Origin of the sequence: Streptomyces sp. NPDC002490, assembly GCF_040296045.1 — a bacterium.
Taxonomy (GTDB): domain Bacteria; phylum Actinomycetota; class Actinomycetes; order Streptomycetales; family Streptomycetaceae; genus Streptomyces.
The window spans coordinates 1-26,880 of sequence record NZ_JBEOWM010000070.1 but is presented as its reverse complement, the minus strand read 5'-3'; the positions used below and the strand labels follow the sequence as shown (position 1 = coordinate 26,880).

Here is a 26,880-nt window from a genome sequence, read left to right as displayed (position 1 = left end):
AGAACCCCCCGCCCGCCCACCCAACACCCGCGCCGCTCTACCCCCAGCCGAGCGTCTACATGATCTACTCACCACCTGAAACCAAGTGGTGTTGCGACGACCCCTTGAACCCAAGCTTGCGGTGGGGCCCTTCGACGTGAGTGGTTGCAGTTCCCGGGAACTGCAAAGCTCTCCTTCGCGCGTTCGTACCGCGCCGCCCGTCGTAGGACGGCGGGCTCGGCACCTCTTCCACTCTCGCGAGCGGCAGGAATCCGTCCGTAGCGGTGTCTCGTGCACGCCTGCTTCCGCGCTGCAGCCGCGCCCTCACCGTCAGTGGCGACGAGAGGGTGCAGAAGGCCCGTGAGGTTGTGTCCCGAGGGGCGGCCGGAGTGGTTCCGCTGCTGCCGAGTCCGACGCCTTCCAAGCACACACCATCAACCCACGCGACCTTCTGCCCCATGCTCGGTGGGTGGTGTTCACCGTCGGTGCCGCCGGGCAGAGCGCTGGATGGGTACAGGTTCGGGTTGGACCAGATGCGAGCTCATCGCGAACCGTTGAACTTGATCGTTCGCCTGGCCGGCAAGGGCTACCCGGGCACACCGATCTGCGAACGGCCCCGGCTGAGAAAGTGTTGGGTAATCGAGCGATCACTCGCTCTTGAGGTCGTCGGCGAGGCGGCGGGCTGCTTCGGTCTCGATGGGGCCGCGGGGTTCGATTTTCTCGCCGGCGAGGCGGGCGGCCATGAGCCGGATCATGGCGACCTTGATCATCGCTTCGGCGTGCGCGGTCTTGCGCTCGTAGTCCCGTGCCAACCGTCTGCACCGTCCCAGCCAGGAGAATGTCCGCTCGACCACCCACCTGCGGGGCAGTACCCGGAACCCTTTCACATCCGCGTTGCGGGGCACCGCAACGATCTCCAGCCCTTCGCGTTCCGCCGCCCAGCCGACCAGCCCGGCATCGACCGCGTTGACATAACCTCCGTCGACCCAGATCAGACCGACCTGCGGGAACCTGTCCCGGACACCGGTGAGGACCAGCTTCGCGCCCGCCCGGTCCTGCACGGAGGCCGAGTACACCACCGCCCGCAGCACGAGCCCGCCCGTGTCCACCAGCAGGTGCCGCTTGCGGCCCCGTACCCGCTTGCCCGCGTCCCAACCGATCGCCGCACCGCCCTGATGGCTGCGGACGGACTGCGAGTCCAGCACCGCCGCCGAAGGCTGCGGATCCCGCCCGTCCACGATCCGGATCCGGTCACGCAGCGCGTCATCGACCCGGTCCCACGTGCCGTCCGCCGTCCACGCGCGAAACCAGCGGTAGGCCACGTCCCACGGCGCGAGATCGTGCGGCACCAGACGCCAAGCACACCCACTGACCAGCACGTACAGCACCGTGTCCACGACCAGCCTGCGCGGGAACTTCAACGGACGCCCAGCCCGGCGCGGATCCCGCACCGGCAGCAGCGGCTCGATCACCGCCCACTGAGCATCCGTCAACGACGAGTCATAGACCGGCTTACACACGCAGACACACATGCCGGTGATCATCTCGGACACCCCGATCACAAAGATCACCGCCAACGACCCACGCCATGCAGCTGATCAATTACCCAACACTTTCTCAGACGGACTACAAGGGGCGGTGGGGGCATGCCGCTTCCGGCCGGCCGCTCCGTAGGACTTTGACAGCGAGGCCCCACCAGCACCCCCCTCCTGGTCCAGGCGAGCCGGACGAGGAACCTCGGGGGCCCGCACATGGGCGTGGCCGGTGCATTCGACTGGTCCGGCCACTCGCAGGGTCACCCGGCGGCCCCGGAGTCAGTCACCGACAGACGGTGGGCCGGGAAGCCGTTCACCTCTCCCGCAGGGATACAACGGCAAGCCGCCTCCGGCGGTGCCCGCCCCGGCAGCTTTCACCGATGGCCCAGTATCCGATGGCCACGGAACGGCACCCCGGCACGGATCTGGTGTAGGCACTCGACGGTCCGGCAAACGAACTTGCCGGATCTGCGGCCCGTGTGGCGCGTCGGCGGACAAGCTGGCCCCCTCGGGGGTCACCGGGCACACAGAAACGAGGTACCGCGGGTTCATGCGGATAGACTCGGGGACTCTCTGACCTGGGCTACTGTTCAGGGGCAACGTAATTCGTGACGATACGTGGGAGCCGAGGATGGCCGAGGCATTTTCGAGCAGCGACCTGATCCCCATCGAGAGTCAGACAAAAACCATCCAAACATGTTTTCAACAATGCCTGTACGTGGTTCCCAACTTTCAGCGACCTTACAGTTGGCTGCAGGATCAGCTTGGCGATTTTTGGGACGACGTCATCTTGGCGAAGGGTGATTTCTTCTTTGGGTCCACGGTAACCTGGGTCAGCGAGAAGAGGGATCTCTTCAATGACACCTACTCAATCATCGACGGTCAGCAGAGGCTGACCACGAGCGCAATTCTTCTCTCTGTTGTCCGTGATGCGTTCAACGACGTGGCCGAAAAATATTCCGGATCCGACGGTTTCGATGCATCCGCGGCCACCAGTCAGGCACTCACCACTCAGAAGTACCTGATGGCCAAAGACGATGACGGCAAGAGTCATCCAGTCTTGCGGCGACCCGAGAAGATGTTCTACGAAGTGATCCAGAACCCCAACGCCATCCCGTCTGGGGCAAAATGGAATGGGAGTGCCGAGCGGATCGGCGAGGCACGATCGTTTTTTGAGGCAAAGATCCTCGTAGCAATCAAGGGATTGACGCCGAGCGAGCAAGTCGAACGCCTGAAAGCAATTCGGTCAAACGCCTTGAAAGCGCGTGTCATCCAGGTGGAGCTGGCGTCCGAGGAAGACGGATTCCTGGTATTCGAAACGTTGAACACGCGCGGGGCAGACTTGCGACTGTCCGACCTCGTGAAGAACCTTCTCATCCGCGGTGGAGCCACGCAAGCCGACGATCGCCAAGCGGTCGCAGACCGATGGGAACGTCTCGTCAACCGCGTTCAATTGGATCGCGTCAGCGCGGATGTCGTCGACAGGTTCATTTGGCAGTCCTGGAACTCGCGCCGTGAGGCGGTAAAGGAACCTGAGCTGTTCAAGGAGATCAGCCGCATAGTGGGATCCAGCCCAGCCGCGCACATCTCATATCTGGAGGAACTCGAACGCGACGCGGAAACATACGAGTGTTTGGAGGCCGAGCATGTACAAGTTCAGGCGAAAACTCGCGGAGTACGCAACGCTTTTGCAATTCCGGATTTCGTTGACAGTGTTCGCGCACTTGCGATCTTCAACGTTTCTGTAGCAAACTCGACGATCCTTGCCGTGGCTCGCAAGTTCCGAGAGACCAGGTTGATCAAACAGGCTCAGGTCATCGAAGTGTTGAGGATCGTCGAGTCCTTCCATTTTCAATACACTGCACTAACGAACAGCGGCTCGACTGGTGGGACTCGAGCTCGATACAACCGCTTCGCCGTCCGTTTGGAAAGCTCCTCGTCCATCAAGGACGTGGAACTGGCCATCGAGGACCTGAAGGACAAGCTCCGCAACAGTCTGCCTGATCGCACCAGGGCACTCCAAGCATTCTGTTCCCTTTTCTACGCACCCTCACTCCAGCTGACCCAGGCACAGAAACTCCGATCTCGTAAGATCTTCATTGCATACGTGCTGATGTCGTTCGCGAAGTTGGAGAATTTGCTGCCAGCAGGTCAGAATCTTGCGACCTGGTCGATTGAGCACATCTCACCCCAGTCGAAGGCTTCAACGGACTACCGCGACCCGATCTACACTGTGGGTAATTTGACACTCCTCACCACTCACCTCAACAGTTCGCTCGGAGACGCTCCGTTTTCTTTCAAGGTCGAGGCACTCAAGAAGGGAAGAGCGTACTTCGACTCGGAACTTGCCGCATGGGACACGGGCACCAATGATTACCCATCTAGTGCTCAGATCGAGGCCAGGTCGCGTTACCTGGCAGCCGACGCGTTGGATCGCGTTTGGAACCTCTAGCCCTCCCTCCCCACCGACACCACTGAGACGGGTCGACGGCATCCGGGCTACCCGCCCTCGGGCAGGGACACTTCCGCCGCTCCTGAGTGGCCGCGGGACTGTGGGAAGTCACGCCGGGGCGTGGTGCCGGCGCCTGGGCCGTCCGTCCGGGAGTCGGACGGCGCGGGGGAGGAACTCGGACAGGGGAACCGCACGGTTCGGCCGTTGCGGACACCTCACCCCAGGTCGAAGTCCGTCCCCCCGGGAGACGGGCTCCCAGGTGGTGAGTTCGGTCCGTACCGCGTCGAGGTGGGCGGTCAGGGCGTCCACCGCGTCGCCGCCGAGGGCGAGGCGCAGGGGGGTGGCGTCGGCGTCCAGGGCCATCAGGATCGCCGCGGCGGCCTTCGCGGGGTCGCCGGGTTGGGTGCCGTCGCCGCCACGGACGAGTTCCCGGGTGGCGCCGACCTGTTCCGCGTAGACCGGGTCCTCCTGCGAGAAGCGGGCCGCGTCCTTGCCGAACAGGTTGGTGCGGAACGCGCCGGGTTCCACGATCAGGACCTTGACGCCGTACCGGGCCACCTCGTCCGCCAGGCCCTCCGACAGCTGCTCCAGGGCGGCCTTCGTCGCGCTGTAGGCGGAGAAGCCCGCGAAGGACAGCTGGCCGCCGACGCTGCTGAGGTTGACGACGGCGCCGCTGCCGCGCCGGCGCATCTGCGGCAGCAGCGCCCGGGTCAGCCGGGCCGGGCCGAAGACGTGCAGCTCGAACAGGTCGCGCAGGTCCTCGTCGGTGGTCTCCTCGAACGCCCCGACGTGGGTGCGTCCGGCGTTGTTGACCAGGACGTCCACCCGGCCGTAGCGGGCCAGGAGGTCGGCGGCCACCGCGTCGATCCGGTCGCCCTCGGTGAGGTCCAGGGGGATCGCCTCCACCCGGTCGGGGTGGGCGGCGACCAGGTCCGCCATCGCCGCGGTCCGCCGGGCGGTGCCGATCACCGTGTCGCCCGCGGCGATCGCCGCCCGGGCGATCTCCCGGCCGAAGCCGCTGCTCGCGCCCGTCACCAACCACACCCTGCCGCCCGTACCGGCCATCCGTCCGTCTCCTCGCGTCCGCTCGCCGTGCGGGGCCGTCCCCGCCGGTGAGGACCATCGTTCTGCACGGCCCCGGAGCCCGTCCAAGACCTGCTGTGATAGCCATGCGTCATGGATGTCCACGGGCGCGACCTGCGCTACTTCGTCGCGGTGGCCGAGGAGTTGAACTTCACGCGGGCCGCCGAGCGGCTGTTCATCTCGCAGCCGGCGTTGAGCAAGCGCATCCGGGTGCTGGAGAAGCAGCTCGGCGCCGATCTCTTCCTCCGGGACCGGCGGACGGTGCGGTTGACCGCGGTGGGGGAGGTCCTGCTGCCGCGTGCCCGGGGGGTGCTGTCCGTGTGGTGTTCGGCCGAGGCGGCGGTGGTACGGGCGCGGGAGGACGAGCGGAGCACGCTGGTGGTCGGCATGTCCACCAGCCCGGGGCGGGGGTTGCTCCCGGCCCTGCGCGCCCGGGTGGTCTCCCGGCACCCCGCGGCGCGGCTGGTGGTGCGCCAGGTCACCTGGGCCGACCCGAGCGCCGGCCTGGCGGACGGGTCCACCGATGTCGCTTTCGTCTGGCTGCCGTTACCTGAGGCCGAGCGCTACCGGTGCGCGGTGGTGGCCCACGAGCCGCGGTGGGTGGCGCTGCCCGAGGGGCACCCCCTGGCGGCGCGGGCCGCCGTCGACGAGGAGGGGGCGGTGGACTTCGCCGACCTCCTCGACGAGCCGTTCCTGGCCCTTCCACCCGAGGCCGGCCCCCTGCGGGACCACTGGTTGGCCCTGGACGCCCGGGGCGGTCGGGAGCCCCGGATCGGCGGGGTGGTGGCCAGCGCCGAGGAGACCCACGAGGGCGTGGCCAACGGGCAGGGCGTGGTGTTGCTGGCCAGGGGGAACGCCCCGCTGGTGGTGCGGGACGAGGTGGTGGCGCTGCCGGTCCGGGGGGTGTCGCCGTCCCGGCTCGCGGTGGCCGCGCGCCAAGGCGACCACCGTCCCCTGGTACGGGCCTACTTGGCCGCGGCGACCTTGGTGGGCTCCGGCCTCACGGCCGGCGGGGCCTGCGCGGGACCCTCGCCCACCGGGTGAGCATCGCGGTGGCCGTGGCCCGGTCGGCGGGGGTGAGGTCGGCGAGGGCCGCGCGGTGGTTGGTGTCGGGCGCCCACAGGACGCGGGAGTCCCGGGGGCCGGGGCGGAAGGGTTCGGCGACCGCGGGATCCCGGGTGCCGTTGACGAAGAGCAGGCGCTCCCCGTGGCGGCGGACCCAGCGGTCGACGTCGGGCATCGCGACCGGGTCGAAGCGCATCGGGACGTCGGCGGGCACGAAGGTGCGGGGGCGGGGGGCGCCGGGGTGGCGCAGCAGATCGGCGAGGTGGTCGGTGCGGGGGTCCCAGTAACCGAGTTGGGTGCCCAGTTGGTAGAAGTACGGGACGTGGGCGCGCACCACCGGGTCCGTGTAGGCGGTGAGGCGGGCGTGGGCGTCCAGCCACCGGTAGAGCTCCTCGGGGCCGGCGTCGGGCCCGGGGACGTGCGCGGTCGCCGTGCCGTTCTGCCAGAACATGAAGGGCGCACGCAGCACCGCGATCTCGAACGCCTTGTCGGCGTCGCCGATGATCCGGAAGGTGGCCCCGGTGGCGGTGGACTCGTTCTCGTACCGGAGGACCAACTCGGCGCGGTGCTGGAGGAGTCGGCGTTGGACGTCGGCGAGGGCCTGTTGTTGGGCGGGGGTGCCCGCCCGGTCCAGGAAGCGGTGGTACGCGGAGTCCTCGCCGTCGTCGACGTTGTGGGGTGCCGAGTGGGCGAGGGTGCCGTCCACGTCGTGCGGGTGGAAGCGCCGGTGGTAGACGCTGGCCATGCCGCCCTTGCTGCTGCCGGTGGAGATCCACGCACCGAGGTACAGGGTGCGCAGCAGGCGGACCACGCGGTGGTGGTCGTCGGCCGCCTGTCGGATCGTCAGGTGGGTGAGGTCGGTGCCCGGCGGGCGGGAGGTGCCGAAGTGGCGGTGCTCCACCTGGACCTGGTTGCCGTGGAGCAGGGTGGCCGCTTCGGTGAGCCGGGGGGCGAGCACCGCCTCGTAGCCGGTGGTGAAGAGGATCGTGGGGCGGGTGGCGGAGGTGTGGAGCAGGGTCAGCCGCTGTTCGAAGGTGTCGCGCCGGGGACGGGCGTGGTCGACCGGCTGGCACAGCCCGAGGACGAGGTGGCGGTAGCCCGGTGGGGCGTCCGCCCGTTCCTCGACCACGCGCAGGCCGGGCAACGCCCCCAGGCGTGCCGTCAGTTCGTCCCGTCGAGGGCGCCGCGCCCGACCGGCGGCCCGGGCGGGTGCGGTGCCCCCGGTGTGCGCGAACCCCGCGGCGGCGGCTCCGGTCAGTAGGCCTCGCCGTGTCCAGGTCCCCATGCGTTCCCCCTGCGCTGCCGGGCCCGTTCGGCGCCGGCAGTTCCAGTCAAGCCGCGGGCAGGGGGTCGGGTCCTCCCCCGTGCGGGGGAGCGGGCTCCCTCGCACGGGGGCGGTGTCGGGCGGGGGTCACCAGGCGCCACTCGCCCGTGGACGTCATTCGGACGCACGGTCCTGGCCGTTCTGGAACCAGAGGTCAGCCGACGGGCGGGCGCCGGTGTCGTGGGTGGTGTGCCGATCCTCGGCCGGGTGCGTTCCCCCGACCTCGTCCCGGGCTCCCTCGCCCGGTACCCCCCATGGGGTCGGACGCCCGTCGCTCCCGTGCTGCGCCGCCGTCGCACCGTGATCACCGGTCGGCGGTCCGGCGGCCGCCCTACCGAGGAGGTGATCGGCCGTCTCCGGCCCACCGGGTGCCCTCCTCATCCGGGCGAGGCGGTACGCGAAGGCGGCGCGCTCGTCGTCGCCTTGGGGGAACTCCATCTCGCCCAACATGCTGGCCATGCGCTCGTGCCCGGCGTCCGCGGCGCCTCCTCGGGGAGCGGCCCCGTCCGGAGGTTCCGGATGTTCGAAGCCTCCGCTCGGCTCGCTCGCGAAGGACGACGGCTCCGGGTCGACGATTCCCCGGTACCGCTCGGGGATCTCCTGGTCGTTCGCGACGGCCGAGAGGCACGTCAACGGTCCGATCATCGCCATCGCCCGCTCCGTCTCCTCCTCGTGTCGGGACAGCCACCACACCACGGCGCTTCCCGGGGACTTCAGGACCTCCGATCCGAGGTACTCACGGCGCTCGCGTTCTTCCTCCCGCTGGAGGTCTCGCAGACTCCTGTTCTTCCGGAGCTCCTCCAACTCGGCGAGCCGCGTCCGGTCGGCGTGCCTCAGGTCGATCCGCACCTGGGTGGCGTAGGCGACCACCGTTCCCGAGTCGTCGAGTGCGGGCATCCCGAGCACTCCTGCGAGCCAGTGGCCGAGGAACTCGCCCCGGTCGGGGTGCTCCGCGCGGGTGTGCTGCTCCGCCCGGCTCAGGAGGGCTGCCACCGCCATGGCCGAGAGGTCGCCCCGCGGGGTGGCGGCACGGGCCGGATTGGCCTGCCAGCGGACCACCGCCGAGAACAGGAACGGATATCCGTCCACCGCGCTGTGCACCTGGACGTCGGACACGACCGTTTCCAGGAACGGGGGCTCGGTCGGAGGGACGAAGTCGTCTTCGTACCCTTCCGGTTGCGCCGCCGCCAGGACGCGTGCCCCGAGGTCCGGCACCAGGAAGGCGAGCAGGAGTACCGCCGCCACCACCGCGGGGAGGGCGTACCACGACCAACCCGGCCAGTCCAGCAGGGCCACGATGACGAGCGTACCGACGATGGGTCCGATGGACAGCCAACTCCGCAGGGTGCGGGGGCTCATGCGTACTCCCTTGTCCATGGTGGGCCGGGTGTGGTGGAGGGTGCCTCCGTCACACCGAGCACCCGGTCGATTTCCTGACAGAACCGTTCCGCGACCCGTGCCCGTGCCGCTGCCGGCGGGTCCGCTCGGGGTCGTGGTGCGGACGGATTTTCTTCCCAGGCGCACGCCGTCGTGTAGAGGGCGTGCAGCAGGGAGCGGTCGCCACCGGTCGCCAGGAGGACCCCACGGGTGACCAGGTCCTCCGGGTGATCTCCCACGACCAGTGCGGTGAGCCAGTCCGACAACAGGGGGGCCCATTCCCCGCTCGTCCTGGTGAGCAGGACCGCCCGCCAGGCCAGGACGAACTGTTGGGGCGGCAGCCCTATGCGGAGCCCTTCGGGATCCAGCAGTCCCAGAAGGATCTCGACCGCGGGGTACGAGAGCGGCTGCTTGACGAGTCGGTCCGTCAGCCGCACGAAGACCTGTGCGTCGTTCCGGGCGAGGTCGAGCAGCGCGCTTCGGGCGGCAGCGCCTTCCGGCCCCTGTTGGCGGAGCGCGAGGTGGCGCAGCCGGACCGCGGCCTGTTCCGGATGGGTCGCGGCGATGACCTGCTGACAGACGTCGGTCAGGACGCGCGCCAGGTCGGGAGGGATGCTGCCCGCCGCCCACACCCGCACCCGTTCACGGAACCGGGCACCGTACCGTTCGTGGCTGAGCCCCTGCTCCAGGGCCGCGGCGGCTTCGGCCCGGAATCGACGTCCCGGCCCCCGGGTCCAGGTCTCCACGAGGGTGCACAAGTCGTCCGGCCGTCCTGCGGCGAGGGTTTCCTCCGCGAACCGCCCCACCAGGTTCATCCGGTCCTCGGCCGTCAGCTCCCGCAGCTGGACGCATCCGGCCGTCCAGCTGCGGAAGGCGTCCCGCAGATCGGGGAAGTTCTGCCAGAAGTGCCGTCGCACCGCGCCGTCGTACGCGAGGCGGGCGAACCTCACCCGACCGTCGAGGTCACGTTCCACCGACAGTTTCTCGAACCGTTCGCTCAGGTCGGCCCGGTCGAGGCCGCGGTCGTCGTCCTCGATCCTCAGGGTCTCCAGCAGGAGTCGACCGGCGCTCTGCACCACTTCGGCGGAGCCTCCGCTGAACATGGCGGTGCTCAGCAGCAACGCCCGCTGCCCGGCGCCGCGGCGCTCGCGCAGTTGCGCCGCGACCTCGCCGGCCCGGTCCGTCGCGGCCTTGACCGCCTCCTCCAACCACTGTGCGAAGGAGGTCCCGTACCGACCGCTGTCACGGATGTCCACCACCCGTGCGGCGAGCCGGCCCAGCTCGTGCAGGGGGGCGGCCTCGAACATGTGGCGCAGTTTCACGTCGTCCAGCAGGTCCGGCTCGATCTCGATGCCGTTCGCCTTCAGGCACCTGCAGAAGACGGCACGGCCCGAGGGCCGTTCCAGAGGGACGACCAGCGGCGCCAGGTCCGGCCGGAGCATCCACTCCGACCCGGACGGGAGGACGACCGCCATCCGGGCGTGGAGGCGCTCGACCTCGGATCGGTAGCGCATCAGGACGTCCTGCGCGGACGTGATGTCGGTGTCCTCGACGTCGGAAAGGTCCAGGAGGTAGCGCCCTTCGGCCAGTACTCCCGGCGCCTCCTCGTCCCCGGTCGGGGGCAGGTCCTCGACCGGGGCGGTGACGCCCCGGACCTCCTCCAGCAGCATGGTGGCGGCCGTGCGTCTGCCGGTACCGGGAGAACCGGACAGCAGGACCACGGCACCGGGTTCGGCCAGGCGCCCGGCGGCACGTGTGTACCCGCCCGGCCGCACGAAACTGCGGGCCAGTCTCCGTCGGTGCTCGCGGACGATGGTCAGCCGGGTCCGTCCCGCCCTGACCAGACGCTCGTTCTCGCCCACCATCCAGATGTACTGGTTCCCACTGCCCGTGTGGACCGGGCCCCGGGGGTCGTTGACCGTCGCGTTCGGGCCGCTCACCGTTCCTCGGCCGCGCGGGGGGCCTCGCGCTCCGACTGCTGGGACACCGTTCCGTGGTTGTCCGCGACGTAGTTGACGGCCTGCCGGTCACCGGAGATCCGGGGGCCGAGGTGCTGCTCGTGAGCCTGGTACAGGTGGCCGCTCCCGGTGTGCACGGGGCCCTGGGGTTCGCTGACGAACGTCCCCAGGTCGCCGTTGAGGTTCCCGATGCCGCCCCGCTGACGGTGCTTGATCACCTCGGCCCGCATGCGGGCGGGTCGACCGTCCACCGGTTCCGTCCTCGGCTCCTCGACGGGGGTCGCGCCGCCCTGCGGCACGCGCGGTGCCGGCAGCGCGTCGGGGACGAGCCGGGTGAGGTCGTCGATCAGCCGTGAGAGGTCGGCGGTGGTGTCGCGGTGCTTGAGCCTGAGGTACTGGCATTCGGCCAACAGGCCCAGTTCGGGGGGAAGGTCCTCGCCCCGGAGGCGGGCGCTCTCGCCCACCAGCAGGGGCAGGATGACGGCTCCGGTCTCGTGTGCTTCCAGGATCTCCCTGCGGGTCCAGTCCTCGGGTTCCTCCAGGGCGGGGCGACCGTCGTCGGAGCGCGCCTCCAGCCACTTCGGCCCGATCACCGCCAGCAGCACCTTGCACCGCCGGGCCGCGGTGAGGAGTTCCTGGGGGAACCGGTGGCCGGATCCGATCGACTTGCTGGCGAAGAAGACGTTGTCGTCCCCGAACACCCGGGACAGTTCACGTTGTACGAGTCCCGCGGTGATCTCCGCGTCACCCGTGCGGTAGTTGACGAAGATTTTGGGCATGGCGCTTTCCTTCGGTGGGTGGAACGGTGAGGGTGGGAACCCGGGGAACGGGTTCGGTCCAGACGGGGTGAGGCCCCTCCGGTCAGGACACGGAGCGAGCAGGCACACGCGTCACCAGGAGGTACGGGTGTCCCCGGACGGTGCGACGGGCAGGGCTCAGCGGCCGGAACCCAGTGCGTGCGCCAGAGAAGGGCGCAGCTCGCGTACCGCGGGATGGGACCGGAACCGCCCCAGTTCCCGGTCCAGTCGACGAACGTCCGCCCGGATCGTCGCCGAGGGCGCCTGATCGACGAGTCCGAGCAACTCGCGGGCCTGTTGACAGGACCGCTCGACCTCCCCGGAGGCGGCGTGCGCGAGTGCTCCGCGGAGTCCGTAGCGGGCCCGGGTCCGCACCGCGTGCCGCGGGAGGCGGGCGCACTCCCTCTCGAACACTTCCGCTGCCTGCCGGTGCCGCCCCAGGTCGTACAGGCACCAACCGGTCACCATGGCGACGGGGTCCGGGAGGTTGCTCGGGCCGAGTACGGGTGCCCCGTCCACCGTGCCGTCATCGACGAGCAGCCCGCGGGCCCGGTCCAGAGCCTGGAGGCACGCCTTCTCGTCTCCGGCCAGCGCGTGGCCCTGCGCCTCTCGTTGGGCCGCCAACCCTCGCACCCGGGGCGGGGCAGCGCTCCGCCGGGCCCTCTCGGCGAGGGCGATCGTCTCCTGGGCCCGCCCGTCGTAGAAGGTGACGAGCGCCTGCCGGACCAAGGCGTAGTCCTTCAGGTGTCGGTCACCACCCGCCTGCGCGAGTTCGACGGCCTCCGCGGTCCAGTTCAACGCGCTCGGGACGTCGCCCGCCTCCTGCGCCATCCACCCCGTGAACTCCGCGGACCGTGCCGCGAGGAGCAGGAGTTCGGCGCGGTCGCGGCCGGTGCTGTGGGAGGCCAGGGCGGTGAGGGCGACCGTTTGGGCACGGAGCGGGGGGATCACGGTGACGGGGTCGTTGTTCTGGCCCAGCCTGCGCATGTGGTCGAGTTGGTCCCGGAAGACAAGGGCCGGGGGCGCGGCGCCTCCCGGAGGGCTGGGCGCCGCGCCCTCCGAGACCACCATGGTCGCGAGGAAGGAGCCGACACCCGTGGCGAGCACGTCCCGTCTGGCTCGGCGCGGCCTGCCGGGCGACTTCCCCGGTGGGCCGACCAGCCCGGCGAGCCTTCCACCGGTCTCGAAGAGCGCGTCGCAAGCGCGTGCGAGCGGCATGCTGGGCTTCTTGTCGCCGCGTTCCACCTTACTGAGGTGGCCTTTGCTGTACTTCACCTCACGGCAAACGTCGTCCAGCGTCATACCTGCGTTCTGTCGTAGGCGACGCAATTCAGCACCGAAACGTAGATCTGCTTCCACCGACCTCTCCTCCCAAGGCGAGCAAGGCAGTTACGTACTCAGGTCCGGCCGGGACCGGTGTCGAGTCTGGCATGCCTCAGGGGGATTTCGCTGGGCTGAACGGAAGTTTCCTGTTTCCTCCTTTTCTTCAGCAAAGGAAAGAAGGGCGGGACGGCAACGCGTCCCGGCCCCTCCCTCTCCCGGCACCCTCAGCCCGCCCGTGCGCCCGCCTGGCGCCACAGGTACACGCTGGTCAGGGTCGGGATGGTCAGCCAGACGATCAGGCTGAGCAGGATCTCCACCGGGCCGATCCGGCCCGCGGCCAGCAGTCCGAAGCCGAGGAGGAGCAGCGGGGTGGCGAGGACGCCGGCGGTGCCGATGCCCTTGGCGCGGTTCTCCCACTCGGGGGCGCGCCACAGCAGGACGAGGCCGACGAGCAGGGCGAGGGTGCCGACCTGGGGGCTGAGCGCGACGAGGGCGCCGGTGAGGGAGAGCAGGCACAGCAGGCCCTTGGTGTGGCGGGTGGGGACGGGCCGGGCGGGGGCGGGGGGCTCTTCGGCGAGCGCCGCGGTGACGATGGTGCGCGGGTCGCCCAGTTCGTCGAGGACCCGGCGCACGTCGGCGTCGGAGGCGGTGCGGGCGAGGGAGGCGGTGATGTGTTCGCCGAGGTCGGCGAGGAGTTCCTCGCGGCGGAGCGCGGAGAGCACGGCGGATTCCTGGCGCAGGGTGTCCAGGTAGGCGCGGACCAGCGGGTGGTCGAGCGTGACGGGCGTGGTGGTCATGCGTGGGTCCCCCCAGAGCTCAGGAAGTGGTCGACGGCGTCGCGGAACGGGGGCCAGCTCGCGGCGAACTCCGCGAGGGCGGACCGTCCGGTCGGGGTCAGGGTGTAGTAGCGGCGGGCGGGGCCGCTGGGCGATTCGCGGAGGAAGGTGTCCACCAGCTGCTCGCGGCGCAGCCGGGACAGCAGCGGGTAGATGGTGCCCTGGCTGGTGGTCATGACCCGTACCGCGGCGAGCCCTTCGAGGAGTTCGACTCCGTAGCGGGGGCCGTCCCGCAGTTGGGCGAGGACGCAGTACTCCAGGACGCCCTTGCGCAGTTGGCTGACCACCTTCCCTTCGGCCGCTGTCGTGCTTGCCTCACCTTGTTCCATGCATTGCAAGGTACCTGGCACGGGAAGGGGAGGCAAGGGACCTCGGGCCTCCCCCGCGCCCTGTGACAGGACCGTGAAGGTCGGGTCTCACCCGGTCGCACCGGCTGGGGTCGCGGGCCGTCGCGCCGTGGCCGAGCCTGGCCGGACCGGGGCGGAGCGGGCCGGGACCGTGCTGCGTCCACGCCCGGCCCGTCGCACCGCACGTTCGAGGAGGGCGCCCGTGGCCAGTGACGGGGAGGTCGGGCCCGTGCGCGACGACGGAGCCGGCGGCGAACTCGCGGCGCTCCGGGAGCGGGTGGCCGCCCTGGAGGAGGAGCGGGAACGGACCGGGCACCACCGGGTCCGCGCCTCCCTCGCCGCACTGCTGATCGCCCTCGGCTGCGTCCTCGCCCCGCTGTCCGTCCTCGCGTCCTGGGCCTCTGACGAGGTCGGGAACACCGACCGGTACGTGGCGACGGTCGCCCCGCTGGCCGACGACCCCCAGGTGCAGGAGGCGGTGGCCGACCGGGTCACCGCCGCGCTGATGACCCGGCTCGACCTGCCCGCGCTGCTGTCCGGGGTCGCACCGGCGGACCGGCCGCGGCTGGCCCGGGCGCTCGGCGAGGCGGGCGGGGCGCTGGAGGGCGCCGTCCGCGGTTTCGTGCACGACCGGGCCCTGGACGTGGCGCGCTCGGACGCCTTCCGGCAGCTGTGGACGGAGGCGAACCGGCGGGCGCACGACGCCGTCGACAAGGCGCTGACCGGCAGCGGCGGCGGTGCCGTGCAGCTGACCGACGACACGGTGACCGTCGACCTCGGGCCGGTGGTGGAGCGGGTGAAGCAACGGCTGGTCGACGACGGGCTCACCGTCGCCGGGCGGATTCCCGAGGTGCACACCGAGCTGACCGTGGCGCGGGGCGAGCAGCTCGGTGAGGTGCGGGTCTGGTTCCGGGTGCTCCAGGTGCTCGGCAACTGGCTGCCGGTGGTCGCGGCGGTGCTGGTCGCCGGCGGGGTGCTGGTGGCCCGGCGGCGCCGGCGCGCCCTGGTCGTCGGTGCGCTCGGGGTGGCGTGCGCGGTGGCCCTGCTGGGCGTCGGGCTCACCGTCTTCCGCGCCGTGTACCTGGACGCGCTGCCGGCCGGGGTGTCGCAGGGCGCCGCCGGGTCGGTGTACGACGCCCTGGTGCGGTTCCTGCGGGCGTCGGTGCGGGTGGTGGGGGCCCTGGGGGTGGTGGTCGCGTTCGCCGCCTGGGTCACCGGCGGCGGGCGGCGGGCCCGGGCGGTGCGGGAGGTGTGGGCGGACGGCATCGGCGCGCTCCGGGGGCTCGCCGACCGGGCCGGGTTCCGGGCCGGTCCGGTGGGCCCCTGGGCGGGGCGGTACCGGGCGGCGCTCGGGTGGGGGCTGGTGGCCGCGGCGGCGCTGGCCCTGGTGCTGTGGTCGTGGCCGACGCCCGGGGTGCTGGTGGGGCTGGGCCTGGGGTTGGTGTTCGCGCTCGCCGTGGTGACCTTCGTGGCGGAGCCGGGGCCGGCCCCCGGACCGGAGGAGGGGCCGGCCCCGCCACCGCTCGGCTGAGCCCGGCCGGTCGGGGCCGGCGTCACCCGGACGGAGTCACCCGTGTGGCCGTGCGCACCGGATCGGATCACGGTGGAAGGCGAGATTCCGTTGCGGTGGCCGCAGGCCGCCGTGGAGACGAAAGGGTTCCCATGAGCGACGAGACGCCCCCTCCGGCGGGGCAAGCGGGCACCCCTCAGGGCGCCGGGGGCACCCCGTGGAACCACGGACGCGCCCCCGCGCCCGACCCGCGCGGCGGATGGGTCGCGGGCGGAGTGCTGTTCGCCGGGGTGCTCCTGCTGTGCAACGGCGTCCTGGCGATCCTCCAGGGCATCTCCGCGATCGCCGAGGACGAGGTGTACGAGCGGGTCGGCTCGTACGTGTACGAGATCAACCTCACCGGCTGGGGCTGGCTGCTGCTGATCCTCGGCGTCATCGCCGTGTTCACCGGCTGGGGGCTGCTCAGCAACGCCAACTGGGCCCGGATCACCGGCATCGTGCTGGCCTCGCTGAGCCTGATCGCCCAGTTCCTCTTCCTGCCCTACTACCCGATCTGGGCGATCGTCGTCATCGCCATCGACGTCTTCGTCATCTGGGCCCTGGTCGCCGACCGCCCGGGCACCACCCTGCTGCCCTGACGCCCGCACCGCCCGGGGGACGGGCCGGTGCCCGTCGAGACGGTTCGGCGGGCGCCGGCCCGTCCCCCGGGTGCGTTGAGCACGGGCCCCGGCGGTGCGCATCGACCGATCGGCCGACCCCCCGGTCCACCGGACGGCCCGGAGCCGGGGGCCGGGGTGGGGACCCGGTCGCGGGGGCACGGAGGGCAAGGTGGGAGGTGGCGCGGTCCCGGACGGGGCGGCGTCACCGGGCGGCCCCTCCCGACGACGGCCGCACCAGCCGAGGACAGGAGCCGCCCATGCCCGCCGACCGTGACACCACCGCCGACCGGCGCCTGCTGGCCGCCGCCGCGGACGGCGACGCCGACGCGGTGCGGGACGCGCTGCGCGCCGGAGCCGCCGTCGAGGCCCGGGACGAACACCGGCGCACGCCGTTGCTCGTGGCGGCGCTGGGCGACCACGTGGCCGCCGCCCGGGTGCTGGTGGAGGCCGGTGCCGACCCGAACGCACAGGACGACCGGCGGGACAGCGCCTGGTTGGTGACCGGGGTCACCGGGAGCGTCCCGATGCTGCGGACCCTGCTCCCGGCCGGGCCGGACGTCACGGTCCGCAACCGCTTCGGCGGGGTCTCGGTGATCCCGGCCAGCGAACGCGGCCACCTCGCCTACGTCGAGGCGGTGCTCGCGGAGACCTCGATCGACGTGAACCACGTGAACGACCTGGGCTGGACGGCCCTGCTGGAGGCGGTGATCCTCGGGGACGGCGGCGAGCCGTACCGGCGGATCGTGGCGGTGCTGCTGGCCGCGGGCGCCGCCCCGGGGATCGCCGACCGGGACGGGGTCACCGCGCTGGCGCACGCCGAGCGGCGCGGGTTCGCCGAACTGGCCGCCGTGCTGCGGGACGCCCGGTGAGCGTGCTGCGCCCGGGGCGCCCGACCGGCGGGGCGGTCGCGGTGCTGCTCGCCGGCGCGCTGCTGCTGGGATGCGCCCCCGCCTCGGCGCCCGACGGAACTCCGGACCAGGGGGCGACCGCCAAGGCGTCGAGCGCCCCCGCGCCCCGGGGCACTCCGCCGGCGCGCACGCCCTCCGGAACCCTGCTGGTCGCCGACTTCGGCGCCGACACCGTCACCTTCCTCGACCCCGAGCGGGGGCCCCTCGACTCGGTGCCGGTGGGCACCGCCCCCTACGGGCTGGCGCTGGGCGCGGACGGGCGGGCCTGGGTCGCCACCGCCGAGGGGGTCGCGGTGGTGGACACCCGGACCCGGAAGTCCCTCGGCCGCGTCCCGTACCGCACCGCGAGCGGGCCGGTCACCGACGGGGAGTACCGGGGCGGCGGCATGGGCATCGCGCTCTCCCCGGACGGGCGGCGGCTGTACGTGGGCGTCAACGTGCCGGACGGGCCCGGGGTGCTGGAGGTGATCGACACCGCGACCCGCGAGGTCGTGGAGACGGTGCCGGTGGGGCGCCGGCCCTTCGACGTGGACGTGTCCCGGGACGGGAGCGAGGTGTACGCCACCAACCACGACTCCTTCGACGTCACCGCGGTCCGCGCCGACACCCTGACCGCCCGCCGCTTCGAGGTCGCCCCCTACGGCACCGAGGGCGGCCTCGGCTCCTGGCTGAAGCCGCACTACGCAGTGGTCCGCGGGGACGGGCGGCTGCTGCTGCCGTTCGAGGGCGAGCGGCTCGCGGTGCTCGATCCGCGCACCGGGCGGGTGGGCGTCGAGCGGATGACCGCCGACACCCACCAGCACGGCGCGGCGCTCACCGCCGACGGCACCCTCCTCGTGGTGGGCACCGGCCCGATCGGGGAGGCGACGGGCGGGGCCTCGCTGACGGTGCGCGCCCCGGACGGCGCCGAGCGGATCGTTCCGCTCGACGGCCCGCACGAGGACGTGGCGGTGTCCGCGGACGGCCGGACCGCCTACGTCACCGGCGGGTTCACCCGTGCCGGGTACTGGGACGGGGTCACCGTCGTGGACCTGGAGCGGGGCACCACCCGGCGGTTGCCCGGCGGTGAACGGCCGCTGGGCGCGGTGGTACTGCCCTGACCTCCCGGGGTCGGGTCAGCCGCCGAGCGCGGTGTAGATCCCGACCGCGGTGCCGAACGGGGCGAGGGTCTCCCCCGCGTCGGCGAGGATGTCGCGGACGTTGCGGGCGAAGCGCTTCAACCGGCTCGGCTGCGGCTCCTCCTGGCGGGCCTCCTCCTCCAGGTCGTCGACGGCCGAGACGAGTTCGTCGGCGTCCCGGTCGGGCAGTTGGGCCCGCACCTCGGCGATCTCGGCGCGCAGCCGGGCGATGAGGTCGAGCAGGGCCGGGGAGTCGGCGGCGGTCGCGCCACCCTCGTTGACCGTGCCGACGCCGTCGCCGACGTTGCCGATGCTCACCTTGGCGCCGTCGCCGGACACGCTGCCGACCGGGCCGTGGAAGGTGTTCCGTACCTCTGCCATGGGTCCTTCTCCTCCTGGGTGGTGCGGGTCCCGCGGCCCCGGGCGGGGCGACGGGAGTTCAACGGGCGTCCCGGTCACCGGGGTCGCCGACCCGGCCGACGTCCACCTGGGCGCCGGCACCGGTGACCGCGCCGACCGGGCCGTGGAACGTCAGCTGCTGGACGACGGGGGCCGGTGGCCCGGTGTCCTCCGGCTCGGGTTCCTCGGGCAGGGCGAGCAGGGCCGCCTGGAGCTTCTCGGCGAGGGCCGCGGGGCTGGTGTGCCGGGGGTGGCGGGGCTGCGCCAGTACGGCGTGCAGGACGTCCCCGACCGGGCCCTCGGCGATCACGTCGGCCTCGACGCCGTGGGCGGTGGGTCCGGTGGGCCAGGGCAACCGCCTCTCCTCGTCGAGGAGTTGGTGGAGCAGCGCGGCCAGGGCGACCGTGTCGTGCCGGGTGGTGCGCGGCCCGCCCGGCTGGCACTGGGGCCCGTAGTAGTCGGAGGTCCAGGTGTGCAGGGACACCCCGGGGCGCTCCTGGTCGAAGGTGCCGCTGTGGCCCCACCCGGTGATCCGCACCTCGCCGTCGCGTGCCAGGTGGTCGGGGTGGATGTCGCCGTGCGGGAGCCCGGTGTGCCGGTGCACCGCGTCCAGCACCCGGCAGACGTCGATGATCCAGCGGACGGCCTCCCGGACCGGGACGCGTTCCTTGGGGTTGAGGTAGTGGTCCAGGGAGCGGCCGGTGACGTCCGGCTGGAGCAGCCAACTGCCGTGCGCCGCCCAGCGCTCCGGCAGCGCCGAGGTGGCACGGGCGACCTCATTGAACCGGCGGGCGACGGCCTGCGGGTCGCCGTCGGCGAGGTGGGTGGCCCGGTAGCGGACGCCCTCGGGGTCGCGCACCTGGTAGACGAGGTGGCCGTCCCGGGTGCCGCGGCGGGTGACCTCCAGTCGTGCGTGGTGCAGCACCGCGTCCTGCGGGGAGGCGGGCAGCCGGTCGCCGTCGAACCAGCGCTCCACGATCGGGTTGACCCAGGCCAGGTTCCCGCCCTCGCGGCGCAGCAGCCCCAGGTCGATGTAGTCGGCGAGTTCCTCGCACTTGTCCTGGCTCCAGCCCTCCTTGAGGGCGCTCTCGGTGCGGCTGTCCTTGAGCCGGTCGGCGACCTCGAACAGCAGCAGCGGCACCGGCCCCGGGGCGTCGTACTGGTCGAGCAGCCCGGTCACCGCGCCCTCGGTGTCGACCACCCGGCGCACCGCCTCGTGCACCAGCGGGGGGTCCACCACCCGTCGCCCCCGCTCCTCCAGCGAGGTGGCCAAGGCCTCGCCCAGCAGGTGCAGGTGGTACGGGTGACCGAGGGTGGCCTCGTAGGCGGCGACCGCGGACCCGTTCAGCACCTCGACGGAGAACCCGTCCCGTTCGTCGGGGAAGCCCAGGTGGATGACCTGGAGGGCGTCCGAGGAGTCCAGCAGCCCGATCGGCAGCGCGGCGGAGATGTCGGTGCCGATCAGGGTCCCCGCCAGCAGCGCCTGGAGTTGGGCGTAGGTGCACGAGCCGCTGAACAGCAGGGCGATCTCGCCGCGTTGGCCGAGGTCCCGCAGCACCCCGGTGGCCTGGCGCTTGGCCTCGGTGTCGGACCGGTAGCCGCGCAGCAGTTCCTGGCACTCGTCGACCACGACGAGCGGTTTGACCGCCTCGCCGGGCCACACCCGTCTGCGCACCGCCTCCCACCAGCTCGCGAACTCCGGCACCAGGGTCGGCCCGGCGCCCGCCGGCGGGGCCGCCTCCAGGACCGGCGCCAGGTCCAGGTCCGGGTACAGGCAGCGCAGTCGGGAATCGGCCTCGGCGATGACCAGCCGCAGCGGATCGCGCACCGGGTGGGGCGCCGACTGGCCGCTGACCAGGAGCGGGAACAAGTGCGGCACCGGCCACTGGGCCGGGGCGAGCAGCACCCCGGTGGGGCCGTCCAGCCGGCGCAGGTCCTCGATGAGGGAGGTCTTGCCCACCCGCCGGGAGCCGGTGATCAGCTGCGGGCTGACCGGGGACTCCGTCACGTACGCGAAGGTCCGCCGCAGTTGCGCCTTCTCCCGCCGGCGACCGACGAACATCTCCCGTCCCGTGCGGGCCTTCGGGTCGAACCGGCGGCCCACCGCGTCCCGGCGCGGCAGGGTCTCCACCGGCACCTCGTAGCGGACCGGCTGCGACCAGCCCTGGTCGGCGAACCGCCAGCGCAACTCCAGGGTGACGGCCGCCGCCCGGGCGTCCCGCCCCTCGACGACCAGCAGCCCCTGGAGGACGGCGTCCGCGGGCGGTTCGTGGCTCTCCCAGCCCTGCGCGGCGCCCGCCCGGCGGACCTCGGCGGCCCGCGGCGGCTGCTGCCCGGTGCGCAGTTCGAAGACCGCCTCGACGGGCCCGTCCCCGATCCGGGTCGCCCGGGACCGGGAGAGCACCGGCACGCCCTGCTGGAAGCGGAGGGTGACGCTGCGCTCCCAGTGGGCGCGCAGCGCCCGCTGGACGGTGCGCACGCAGGCCCCGTACGGGCCCCGGCCGAGCAGGACGTCCTCGGCGAGCGGATCGCTCTCCGCGAGGACCGCGGTGGTCCGCACGATCAGCCCGGCCACCGGGTCGCCGTCCGGGTCCCGCGGGTCCGCGGCGTCGACGGGCACCAGCCGGGCGGCGGCCAGCACCAGCCGGGCCTGCTCGTCCCAGACAGGGGCGAGCCGGGCCACCACGACACGGGCGAGCGGGTCCACGCCCCGGGCCAGTTCGGTCAGGAACCGGGCGACCCGGTCGGGCAGTTGCAGGTCGGGCGGGGTGGCCGCGATCTCCTCGGCGAGGGCGGTGAGCGCCGTCCGCTGCGCGGACCCGCGGGCGCCGTGCGCGCCCGGCGCACCGGGCCCGTGGTCCAGCAGTGCCCGGGCCGCACCGGCCGGGTCGGGGTGTCCGTGCCGGGCGCACAACCGCTCCAGCGGGGCGCTCACCGTGCGCCGGCCCGCGCCGTACTCCTCCGCTTCCGCCAGCCGGCCGAGCGCCGCGCCGATCCGGCCGCTCGCGGCGTACGCCTCGAACAGGTGCAGTCGCCGGGCCACCAGTTCCCGGCGCTGTTCGGGGCCCTTCCGTCCGGTGTGGTGGCCGGTGCGGCGCAGGAACCCGAGCAGCCGGGGCGGGTCCTCGGCGAGGTGGGCGACGACCCGGTCGACCTGCGCCGGCGGCAGCACCGGGGAGCCCGCGCTGTTGAGGACCTCCGGGAAGTCGACGGCGAGCGCGTCGGTCACCAGGTCCGCGGGGTGCCGGGCGCGCTCCTCGGCCCGCCGGTAGGCGGTGATCGCCGCCTCGGTCAGCCCGTCGTCGCCGGCCCGGGCGGCGAGGACCGCGGCGACGGCGGTGGCCCGCCGGCCGGGGACGCCGGCCCGCAGCCGACCGTGCTCCAGCAGCAGCGCGGCGGCGGCGGCGGGCCGGGCGCACATGCTCGCGCCGGCGCGCAGCGCGGCGAGCGCCCACACGTCCGGATCGCTGAGCTGCCAGCGCGGCACCGCGCCGAGCCGTCCTTCCGCCTCCTCGTAGCGGCCGCGCGCGAAGGCGAGGCGGACCAGGACGTCCCGACGCACCCGGGGGTCGCCGGCCATCGCGGCCAGTCCGCGGACCTCCTCGTCGATCTGCGCCTTCTCGGCGGCGCTCACCTCGGGCAGGTCGTGCAGCCGGATCAGGCACATCGCGGCGGCGTTGGCGACGCCCATGTGCCAGGGCCGCCCGGAGACCAGCGCCCGGGCGTGCACCGCGGCGGCCTCCCAGTCCCCCGCGGCGGCGGCCGTGAGCATCGGCTCGGCGTCGGCGAGCAGCGCGGGGGGCGCGACCCGTTCGGCGAGGCTGCCCTTCTTGCCCTCGCGCAGGGTGGCGCGCAGCGCGGTCCGGTGGGTGGCGGGCCGCAGCCGGGTCAGCGCGTACCGGTCGAGCGGGTCGAGGTCGGTGGCGTACGCCCGGGCGAGCAGGGCGACGGCCTCGGCGCGCGGGGTGGCCGCGTCGACCGGCACCGGCGGGGCGTGTCCGGCCTTCTCGGCCTGTTCGGCCCGCCCCCGCGGATCGAGCAGGTAGGCGGCCTCGGCGCAGCTCGGGTTGAGGTTCAGGGTCCGCCGGGCGTGGCGGGTCCGCCCGGCGGGGTCGTCGAGTTCGTGGCTGGCCTTGGCGAGGGTCAGGTGGTGCTCGAACCCGGACTCGGGGCGCAGGTGCCGCAGCAGGGCCTCCCGCAGCTCGCCCACCCGGTCCACCCGGCGGGCGATGCGGACGGCGGGGCCGAGGAGTTCGGGGTGCGCGGCCCGCTCGTCGATCCACCGGGCGAGCAGTTCCCACGCCTCGCCGGTCAGTTGGGCGGTCTCCAGCACCATGGCCAGGGCGGCGGCACTGGCCGGTTCGGGGGTCCGCAGGGCGAACAGTTCGCGCAGCGCCGCCGCGTGCCGTTCCCGTCCGCTGGGGTCCAGCCGGATCGCCTTGCGCACCGCGTCGGCGGCGAGCCGGAAGTGGTGGGTGCTCGGTTCGTTGCGGCACTGGGCGACCAGCCGGGCCGCCGTGGACTCCGCCTCCGTGATGTGCAGCGCCGCCCGGGGCGGGCTGGGCGCGGCGCCGGGCTCGGACGGGCGGCGCAGCACCGGCGCGGGCCGGGGCGCGGAGTGCGGCGGGTGCGGCACCGGGCGCCCCACCTCGTCGAACAGGGCGGTGAGTTGCTGGAGGCGGGGCGCGGTGTGGGGGCGGGTGGCGACCCTGGCCTGGTAGGCGAAGGCCGCGGCGGCGGCCGGGAGGCGGCCGGTGGCGGCGTAGGCGCAGCCGAGGTTCCAGGCGGCGCCCGCGGTGAGCCACAGCTCCTCGGCGTAGGTGCTGTGCAGGCGGAGCGCGTCCTCCGCGCGGCCGGCGGCCACGAGGTGGCCGAGCGCGTTGCCGAAGGCCACCGGGTGGGCGCGGACGGCCTCGACCCACAGGTCGGCCCGGTCGTCGGGGGTGGCGGTGGTCGGCGGGTTCTGGGCGCGCCAGACGGGGAGCAGCGAGGCTTCCGGCTCGACGATCACCACCAGGTGCGGCGGGATCTCCCGGCGGTCGGCGCGCACCGGCTGACCGGCGTCCTCGCGCACCGGCGGGCAGACGGGGTCGAGTTCCTCCAGGACGCCGCCGGCGCGGGCGGCCCGGTCCCGCAGGTGCACCACGCGCGGCAGCCGCTCCGGGGAGATCCACGGCACGCAGCTCTGGAGCACCTCGACGGCTTCGTCCCAGTAGCGGTGGTCCATCAGCCAGGTCGCCAGGTCGCGGGCCGCGTAGTCGTCGCGGACCTCCATGACGGCCTCGATGACGAGGTCGAGGGTGGCCGGCGGCGGCACGCTCAGCCTGAGGGTCCGCAGGTGGGCGAGGACGGTGGCGAGGTCCCGGCCGGGGCGGGGGGCACCGGAGCGGGCCTCGGCCAGCAGTTCCGGCAGCCGGCCCTCGCGCAGCGCCTGCGCCACGCCGGGCTCCTCGGGCCCCGGCCCGTGGTGGCCGCGCCCGTGCGCCGGCGGGTCCGGGCGGCCCCGGGGCGGCAGGGGGGCCTCCGCGGAGTGGCCCGAGGCCCGGTCGAGGCGCTCCTCCAGGGGCTGGGTCCAGTGCGGTCCGGCGCCCTTGGCGCGGGCCCGGGCGAGTTGGGTGCGGGCCTCGTCGAGGTCGGTGCAGCGGCGGTCGAGGGCGACGCGGGCCAGTTCCACGTGGTGGCGCCAGCTCAGGTCGCCGCGGGCACCGGCGATGCGGTGGACGGTCACCCGGGCGGCCGGCAGGTCGCCGCGCTCGCGGTGGATGCGCATCAGCAGGTAGGCGGCGGGGGCGGACGGGTTGGCGGCGAGCAGTTCCTCCAGGAGGGTCACGGCCTCGTCGGTCCGGCCCCCGTCGTGGAGCTCCTTGGCGCGGGCGGCGAGCGCCGGCTCGTCCACCGGGGCCCCCGCGCCCGGGGCGCGCTCCGGCGCGGCCGTGGTTCCCGGCGCGCCGGCGCCGTCCGGGTCCCCAGCGGGCGCGGCGTCCGGTTCGGGGGCGGGCGCGCGGGGGAGCGGGGAGGGCGTGTCGCGCCGGGCGCAGTACGCGTCGAGGGCGGCGCGCTGCCCGGGGTCGGTGGCGCCCGGCAGGATGCGGGCGAAGACGTGCAGCGCGTGCAAGGCCTCCGACTCGGCGCCCACGGCCGCGTAGGCGCAGGCGAGGTTCCACACGGCGGCGGCCCCGAAGTACTGCTCGTGGGCGTGCGCGCGGTACAACTCCAGCCCCGCGCCCGGGTCGCCGGCCCGTACGTACCAGCCCGCGGCCCGGCCGAGGGCCACCGGGGAGCCCTCGGCGACGGCCCGTGCGTAGTGGTCCGCGAGGGCGGCGGGCGAGCGGTCGACGGGGGCGTCCCCGGGCGGCTCGTCCAGCAGGGGCACGAGTTCGAGTTCCGGGTAGGGCGCGACGGGGGGCCGGCGGGGGCCGGGCGGCGGCACCGGGGGACGGCCCAGCGCGTACACCGCCGCGGCGCCCTCGGTGTCGCCCCGGGCTTCGAGGTCCCGGGCGAGGTGGTGCCAGAGCCGCCAGCGGTGCGGGTCGCCGACGGTGGCCCGCAGGACGTCGCCGGCGCCCGGGGAGGTGCGGTCCAGCAGTGCGGCGGCGGGCGGCAACGGGTCCGACGGGAGGACGGGCGACCCGCCGGGGGCGACGGCTGCGGGACCGGGTGCCGGTGCGGGACCGGCCACGGCTGGGGCTGGGGGCGCCGCTGCGGAGAGTTCGGCGGCGGGCGGCCCCGTGATGGGCGGCTCGGCGGGGGCGAGTGCGCGGGTGACGAGGTCGAGGTACTGCTCGGTGGTGTCGAGGTCGCCGGCGGCCAGGTACATCCGGGCGGTGCGCAGGTGCAGTCGCAGGTCGTGGACAGGGTCGGGGTCGGGGTCGGTGGAGGCGTCCGGGTGGGCGAGGCCCTCCCGGGCGGCGGGCCCGGGGACCGCCGCCAGGGCCCGTTCGGCTTCGGCCAGCCGGTGCGTCACCGTCAGTCGGCGGTGCTCCCGGGCGAGGTGCTCCACCGCGGCCTCGGCCCGGGGGAGGTCCCCGGCGTCCAGGGCCGCCTCCAGGGCCGTCCGCAACGGGTCCGGCACGGCGGCGGCTCCGGGGGCGCCCGACACCAACCCGGCTGCCCGGCGGCGGAGTTCGTCCAGGGGGGCGAGGTGCGGGCGCAGTTCCTCCGCGGGCGGGCCCCAGTCGCGGACGGCGGTCGCGACCCGGTGGGCGGAGCGGGGTTCGACGGTGTCCAGCGCGGCCCGGGCCAGGGCGGTCAGCAGGGGCGTTCCGTCCGCGGTGCGCGGGGCGTCCGGGTCGGGCCCGGGATGGGTGGCCGCCGCCCGGACCGGGGCGAGCGGGGCGGGCACGGCGTCCGCCGCGGGGACGGGGGAACCGGTCCACAGCCGGGCCGCCCACCGCAGCAGGTCGGCGAGGGCGGGACCGTCCGGGGAGTCGGCGGCCCGGGCGGCGCGGATCAGGCGGGTGGTGAGGCCGCCGTCCCGGTACGGGTCGGCGGCCGGGGCGCCGGCCCCTTCCGCGCACTCCGGCGCGAGCGGGCCGCCCGCTCCCAGGAGCGCGCGCCGGCGCAGGGCGAGGACCGCGGCGACGGCCAGCGGCACGAGCTCCGGGACGGACGGGGGGTGGGAGCCGTCCGGGCCGGCGGCTCGGACGGAACCGGCGGGGGCCCCGGACCCGCGGGGTCGGCCGGGCTCCTCCGGGGCGCCTTCCGGTGCTCCGGTCGGTGGCTCCGGGGCCTCGCGGAGGAGGAAGGCGGACAGGGCGCGGCCCGCGCTCCGCACCTCTTCACCAGACCAGGTGAGCAACCGAAACCCCCGTCACCGATCGCCGTCCGCCCGTCGATTCTATCCGGCCATCCGTGACTGACCTCCGGTCAGCAGAGCTCCACCGGCGTGCTGTTGGGAGCGGGCGGCGTTCGTCGAGCGCGGGCGCACGCCGGCGGCCACCAGGGTGCGCGGCGGCCCCACACCCCGTCCGGCCGGGGTCCCCCACGGGGTCAGCCCGGCGCGCCCGGCGTTGCGCCGGCGTGCGCGCCCCAGCCCGGTGCGCCCGGCGGGCTGGTGGCCCCTGGCGCGAGGGGAGAGCCCGAGACGGCGGACGGTGGTCGGCGCCGGGCTCACGGCGGTGACCGCGCTCCCGGCGCGGTAGGGCCCGCGCCGGGAGTCCGCTCGGCCAGTTCCTCCAGGGTGCAGTCCGCGATCGCGGTGTCCGTGGTGA

17 protein-coding genes are annotated in these 26,880 nt (G+C 73.6%); 6 read left to right on the top strand and 11 right to left on the bottom strand.

The genetic code is table 11. The annotated features are described in order from the left end of the window. Positions 1-626 precede the first annotated feature (626 nt). Complete coding sequence (locus ABT092_RS28640; protein ID WP_502968525.1) at positions 627-1,511, bottom strand: IS5 family transposase; 885 nt, start codon at positions 1,509-1,511, stop codon at positions 627-629. A gap of 634 nt (positions 1,512-2,145) precedes the next feature. Here ABT092_RS28640 and ABT092_RS28635 point away from each other — a divergent pair. Further along, positions 2,146-3,966, top strand: coding sequence for a DUF262 domain-containing protein (locus tag ABT092_RS28635; protein ID WP_351248971.1), 1,821 nt, complete (start codon positions 2,146-2,148; stop codon positions 3,964-3,966). Between the two features lie 108 nt (positions 3,967-4,074). On the opposite strand, the gene ABT092_RS28630 is transcribed toward ABT092_RS28635, so the two are convergent. Continuing rightward, on the bottom strand, positions 4,075-5,031 hold the full coding sequence (locus ABT092_RS28630; RefSeq protein WP_351248969.1) for an oxidoreductase: 957 nt from the start codon (positions 5,029-5,031) through the stop codon (positions 4,075-4,077). A 111-nt stretch (positions 5,032-5,142) separates the two neighbouring features. Between ABT092_RS28630 and ABT092_RS28625 the strand changes: the two genes are divergently transcribed. Beyond that, positions 5,143-6,093 carry a LysR family transcriptional regulator gene (locus ABT092_RS28625; RefSeq protein WP_351248967.1) on the top strand — a complete coding sequence of 317 codons (951 nt, stop codon included), beginning with the start codon at positions 5,143-5,145 and terminating at the stop codon, positions 6,091-6,093. Here the strand turns inward: ABT092_RS28625 and ABT092_RS28620 are convergent. The 7 genes from ABT092_RS28620 to ABT092_RS28590 form a co-directional block, all read right to left on the bottom strand. Next, a complete protein-coding gene (locus ABT092_RS28620) occupies positions 6,050-7,399 on the bottom strand; it encodes a S28 family serine protease (RefSeq protein WP_351248965.1) in 1,350 nt (449 codons plus the stop codon). The genes ABT092_RS28625 and ABT092_RS28620 overlap by 44 nt on opposite strands. Positions 7,400-7,552: 153 nt before the next feature. Further along, positions 7,553-8,797 (bottom strand): hypothetical protein, encoded by a 1,245-nt coding sequence (locus ABT092_RS28615; protein WP_351248963.1) that lies wholly within the window; start codon positions 8,795-8,797, stop codon positions 7,553-7,555. Next, positions 8,794-10,755, bottom strand: coding sequence for a hypothetical protein (locus ABT092_RS28610; RefSeq protein WP_351248961.1), 1,962 nt, complete (start codon positions 10,753-10,755; stop codon positions 8,794-8,796). The genes ABT092_RS28615 and ABT092_RS28610 overlap by 4 nt, the downstream gene beginning before the upstream one ends. After that, positions 10,752-11,552 carry a toll/interleukin-1 receptor domain-containing protein gene (locus tag ABT092_RS28605; RefSeq protein ID WP_351248959.1) on the bottom strand — a complete coding sequence of 267 codons (801 nt, stop codon included), beginning with the start codon at positions 11,550-11,552 and terminating at the stop codon, positions 10,752-10,754. The genes ABT092_RS28610 and ABT092_RS28605 overlap by 4 nt, the downstream gene beginning before the upstream one ends. 156 nt (positions 11,553-11,708) lie before the next feature. Beyond that, positions 11,709-12,929, bottom strand: a complete 1,221-nt coding sequence (locus ABT092_RS28600) for a helix-turn-helix domain-containing protein (protein ID WP_351248957.1) — start codon at positions 12,927-12,929, stop codon at positions 11,709-11,711. Positions 12,930-13,117: 188 nt separating this feature from the next. Further along, positions 13,118-13,690, bottom strand: a complete 573-nt coding sequence (locus tag ABT092_RS28595; protein WP_351248955.1) for an HAAS signaling domain-containing protein — start codon at positions 13,688-13,690, stop codon at positions 13,118-13,120. Continuing rightward, positions 13,687-14,058, bottom strand: coding sequence for a PadR family transcriptional regulator (locus ABT092_RS28590; RefSeq protein WP_351248953.1), 372 nt, complete (start codon positions 14,056-14,058; stop codon positions 13,687-13,689). The genes ABT092_RS28595 and ABT092_RS28590 overlap by 4 nt, the downstream gene beginning before the upstream one ends. 220 nt (positions 14,059-14,278) lie before the next feature. On the opposite strand from ABT092_RS28590, the gene ABT092_RS28585 reads away from it, so the two are divergent. The 4 genes from ABT092_RS28585 (at position 14,279) to ABT092_RS28570 (ending at position 18,253) form a co-directional block, all read left to right on the top strand. Then, complete coding sequence (locus ABT092_RS28585; protein WP_351248951.1) at positions 14,279-15,607, top strand: hypothetical protein; 1,329 nt, start codon at positions 14,279-14,281, stop codon at positions 15,605-15,607. A gap of 131 nt (positions 15,608-15,738) precedes the next feature. Next, entirely contained in the window at positions 15,739-16,224 is a 486-nt protein-coding gene (locus ABT092_RS28580; RefSeq protein WP_351248949.1) for a DUF7144 family membrane protein, read from the top strand. 278 nt (positions 16,225-16,502) lie between these two features. After that, positions 16,503-17,114, top strand: coding sequence for an ankyrin repeat domain-containing protein (locus ABT092_RS28575; protein ID WP_351248947.1), 612 nt, complete (start codon positions 16,503-16,505; stop codon positions 17,112-17,114). Continuing rightward, on the top strand, positions 17,111-18,253 hold the full coding sequence (locus ABT092_RS28570) for a YncE family protein (protein WP_351248945.1): 1,143 nt from the start codon (positions 17,111-17,113) through the stop codon (positions 18,251-18,253). Before ABT092_RS28575 ends, ABT092_RS28570 begins: the two co-directional genes overlap by 4 nt. A gap of 15 nt (positions 18,254-18,268) precedes the next feature. Here the strand turns inward: ABT092_RS28570 and ABT092_RS28565 are convergent, their stop codons facing one another. Together ABT092_RS28565 and ABT092_RS28560 are read right to left on the bottom strand one after the other, a co-directional pair. After that, the gene (locus ABT092_RS28565) at positions 18,269-18,652 is read right to left on the bottom strand and encodes a hypothetical protein (RefSeq protein WP_351248943.1); all 384 of its coding nucleotides are present in this window, start codon (positions 18,650-18,652) and stop codon (positions 18,269-18,271) included. Positions 18,653-18,710: 58 nt separating this feature from the next. Continuing rightward, the gene (locus tag ABT092_RS28560) at positions 18,711-26,468 is read right to left on the bottom strand and encodes a tetratricopeptide repeat protein (protein WP_351248941.1); all 7,758 of its coding nucleotides are present in this window, start codon (positions 26,466-26,468) and stop codon (positions 18,711-18,713) included. Between the last annotated feature and the right edge of the window lie 412 nt (positions 26,469-26,880).

Excerpts from the sequence above, each read along its gene's own strand:
- ABT092_RS28630 (WP_351248969.1), bottom strand. The coding sequence starts at position 5,031 with ATGGCCGGTACGGGCGGCAGGGTGTGGTTGGTGACGGGCGCGAGCAGC.
- ABT092_RS28575 (WP_351248947.1), top strand. The coding sequence starts at position 16,503 with ATGCCCGCCGACCGTGACACCACCGCCGACCGGCGCCTGCTGGCCGCC.
- ABT092_RS28565 (WP_351248943.1), bottom strand. The coding sequence starts at position 18,652 with ATGGCAGAGGTACGGAACACCTTCCACGGCCCGGTCGGCAGCGTGTCC.
- ABT092_RS28605 (WP_351248959.1), bottom strand. The coding sequence starts at position 11,552 with ATGCCCAAAATCTTCGTCAACTACCGCACGGGTGACGCGGAGATCACC.
- ABT092_RS28590 (WP_351248953.1), bottom strand. The coding sequence starts at position 14,058 with ATGGAACAAGGTGAGGCAAGCACGACAGCGGCCGAAGGGAAGGTGGTC.
- ABT092_RS28580 (WP_351248949.1), top strand. The coding sequence starts at position 15,739 with ATGAGCGACGAGACGCCCCCTCCGGCGGGGCAAGCGGGCACCCCTCAG.
- ABT092_RS28640 (WP_502968525.1), bottom strand. The coding sequence starts at position 1,511 with ATGTGTGTCTGCGTGTGTAAGCCGGTCTATGACTCGTCGTTGACGGAT.
- ABT092_RS28595 (WP_351248955.1), bottom strand. The coding sequence starts at position 13,690 with ATGACCACCACGCCCGTCACGCTCGACCACCCGCTGGTCCGCGCCTAC.
- ABT092_RS28635 (WP_351248971.1), top strand. The coding sequence starts at position 2,146 with ATGGCCGAGGCATTTTCGAGCAGCGACCTGATCCCCATCGAGAGTCAG.
- ABT092_RS28620 (WP_351248965.1), bottom strand. The coding sequence starts at position 7,399 with ATGGGGACCTGGACACGGCGAGGCCTACTGACCGGAGCCGCCGCCGCG.
- ABT092_RS28625 (WP_351248967.1), top strand. The coding sequence starts at position 5,143 with ATGGATGTCCACGGGCGCGACCTGCGCTACTTCGTCGCGGTGGCCGAG.
- ABT092_RS28615 (WP_351248963.1), bottom strand. The coding sequence starts at position 8,797 with ATGAGCCCCCGCACCCTGCGGAGTTGGCTGTCCATCGGACCCATCGTC.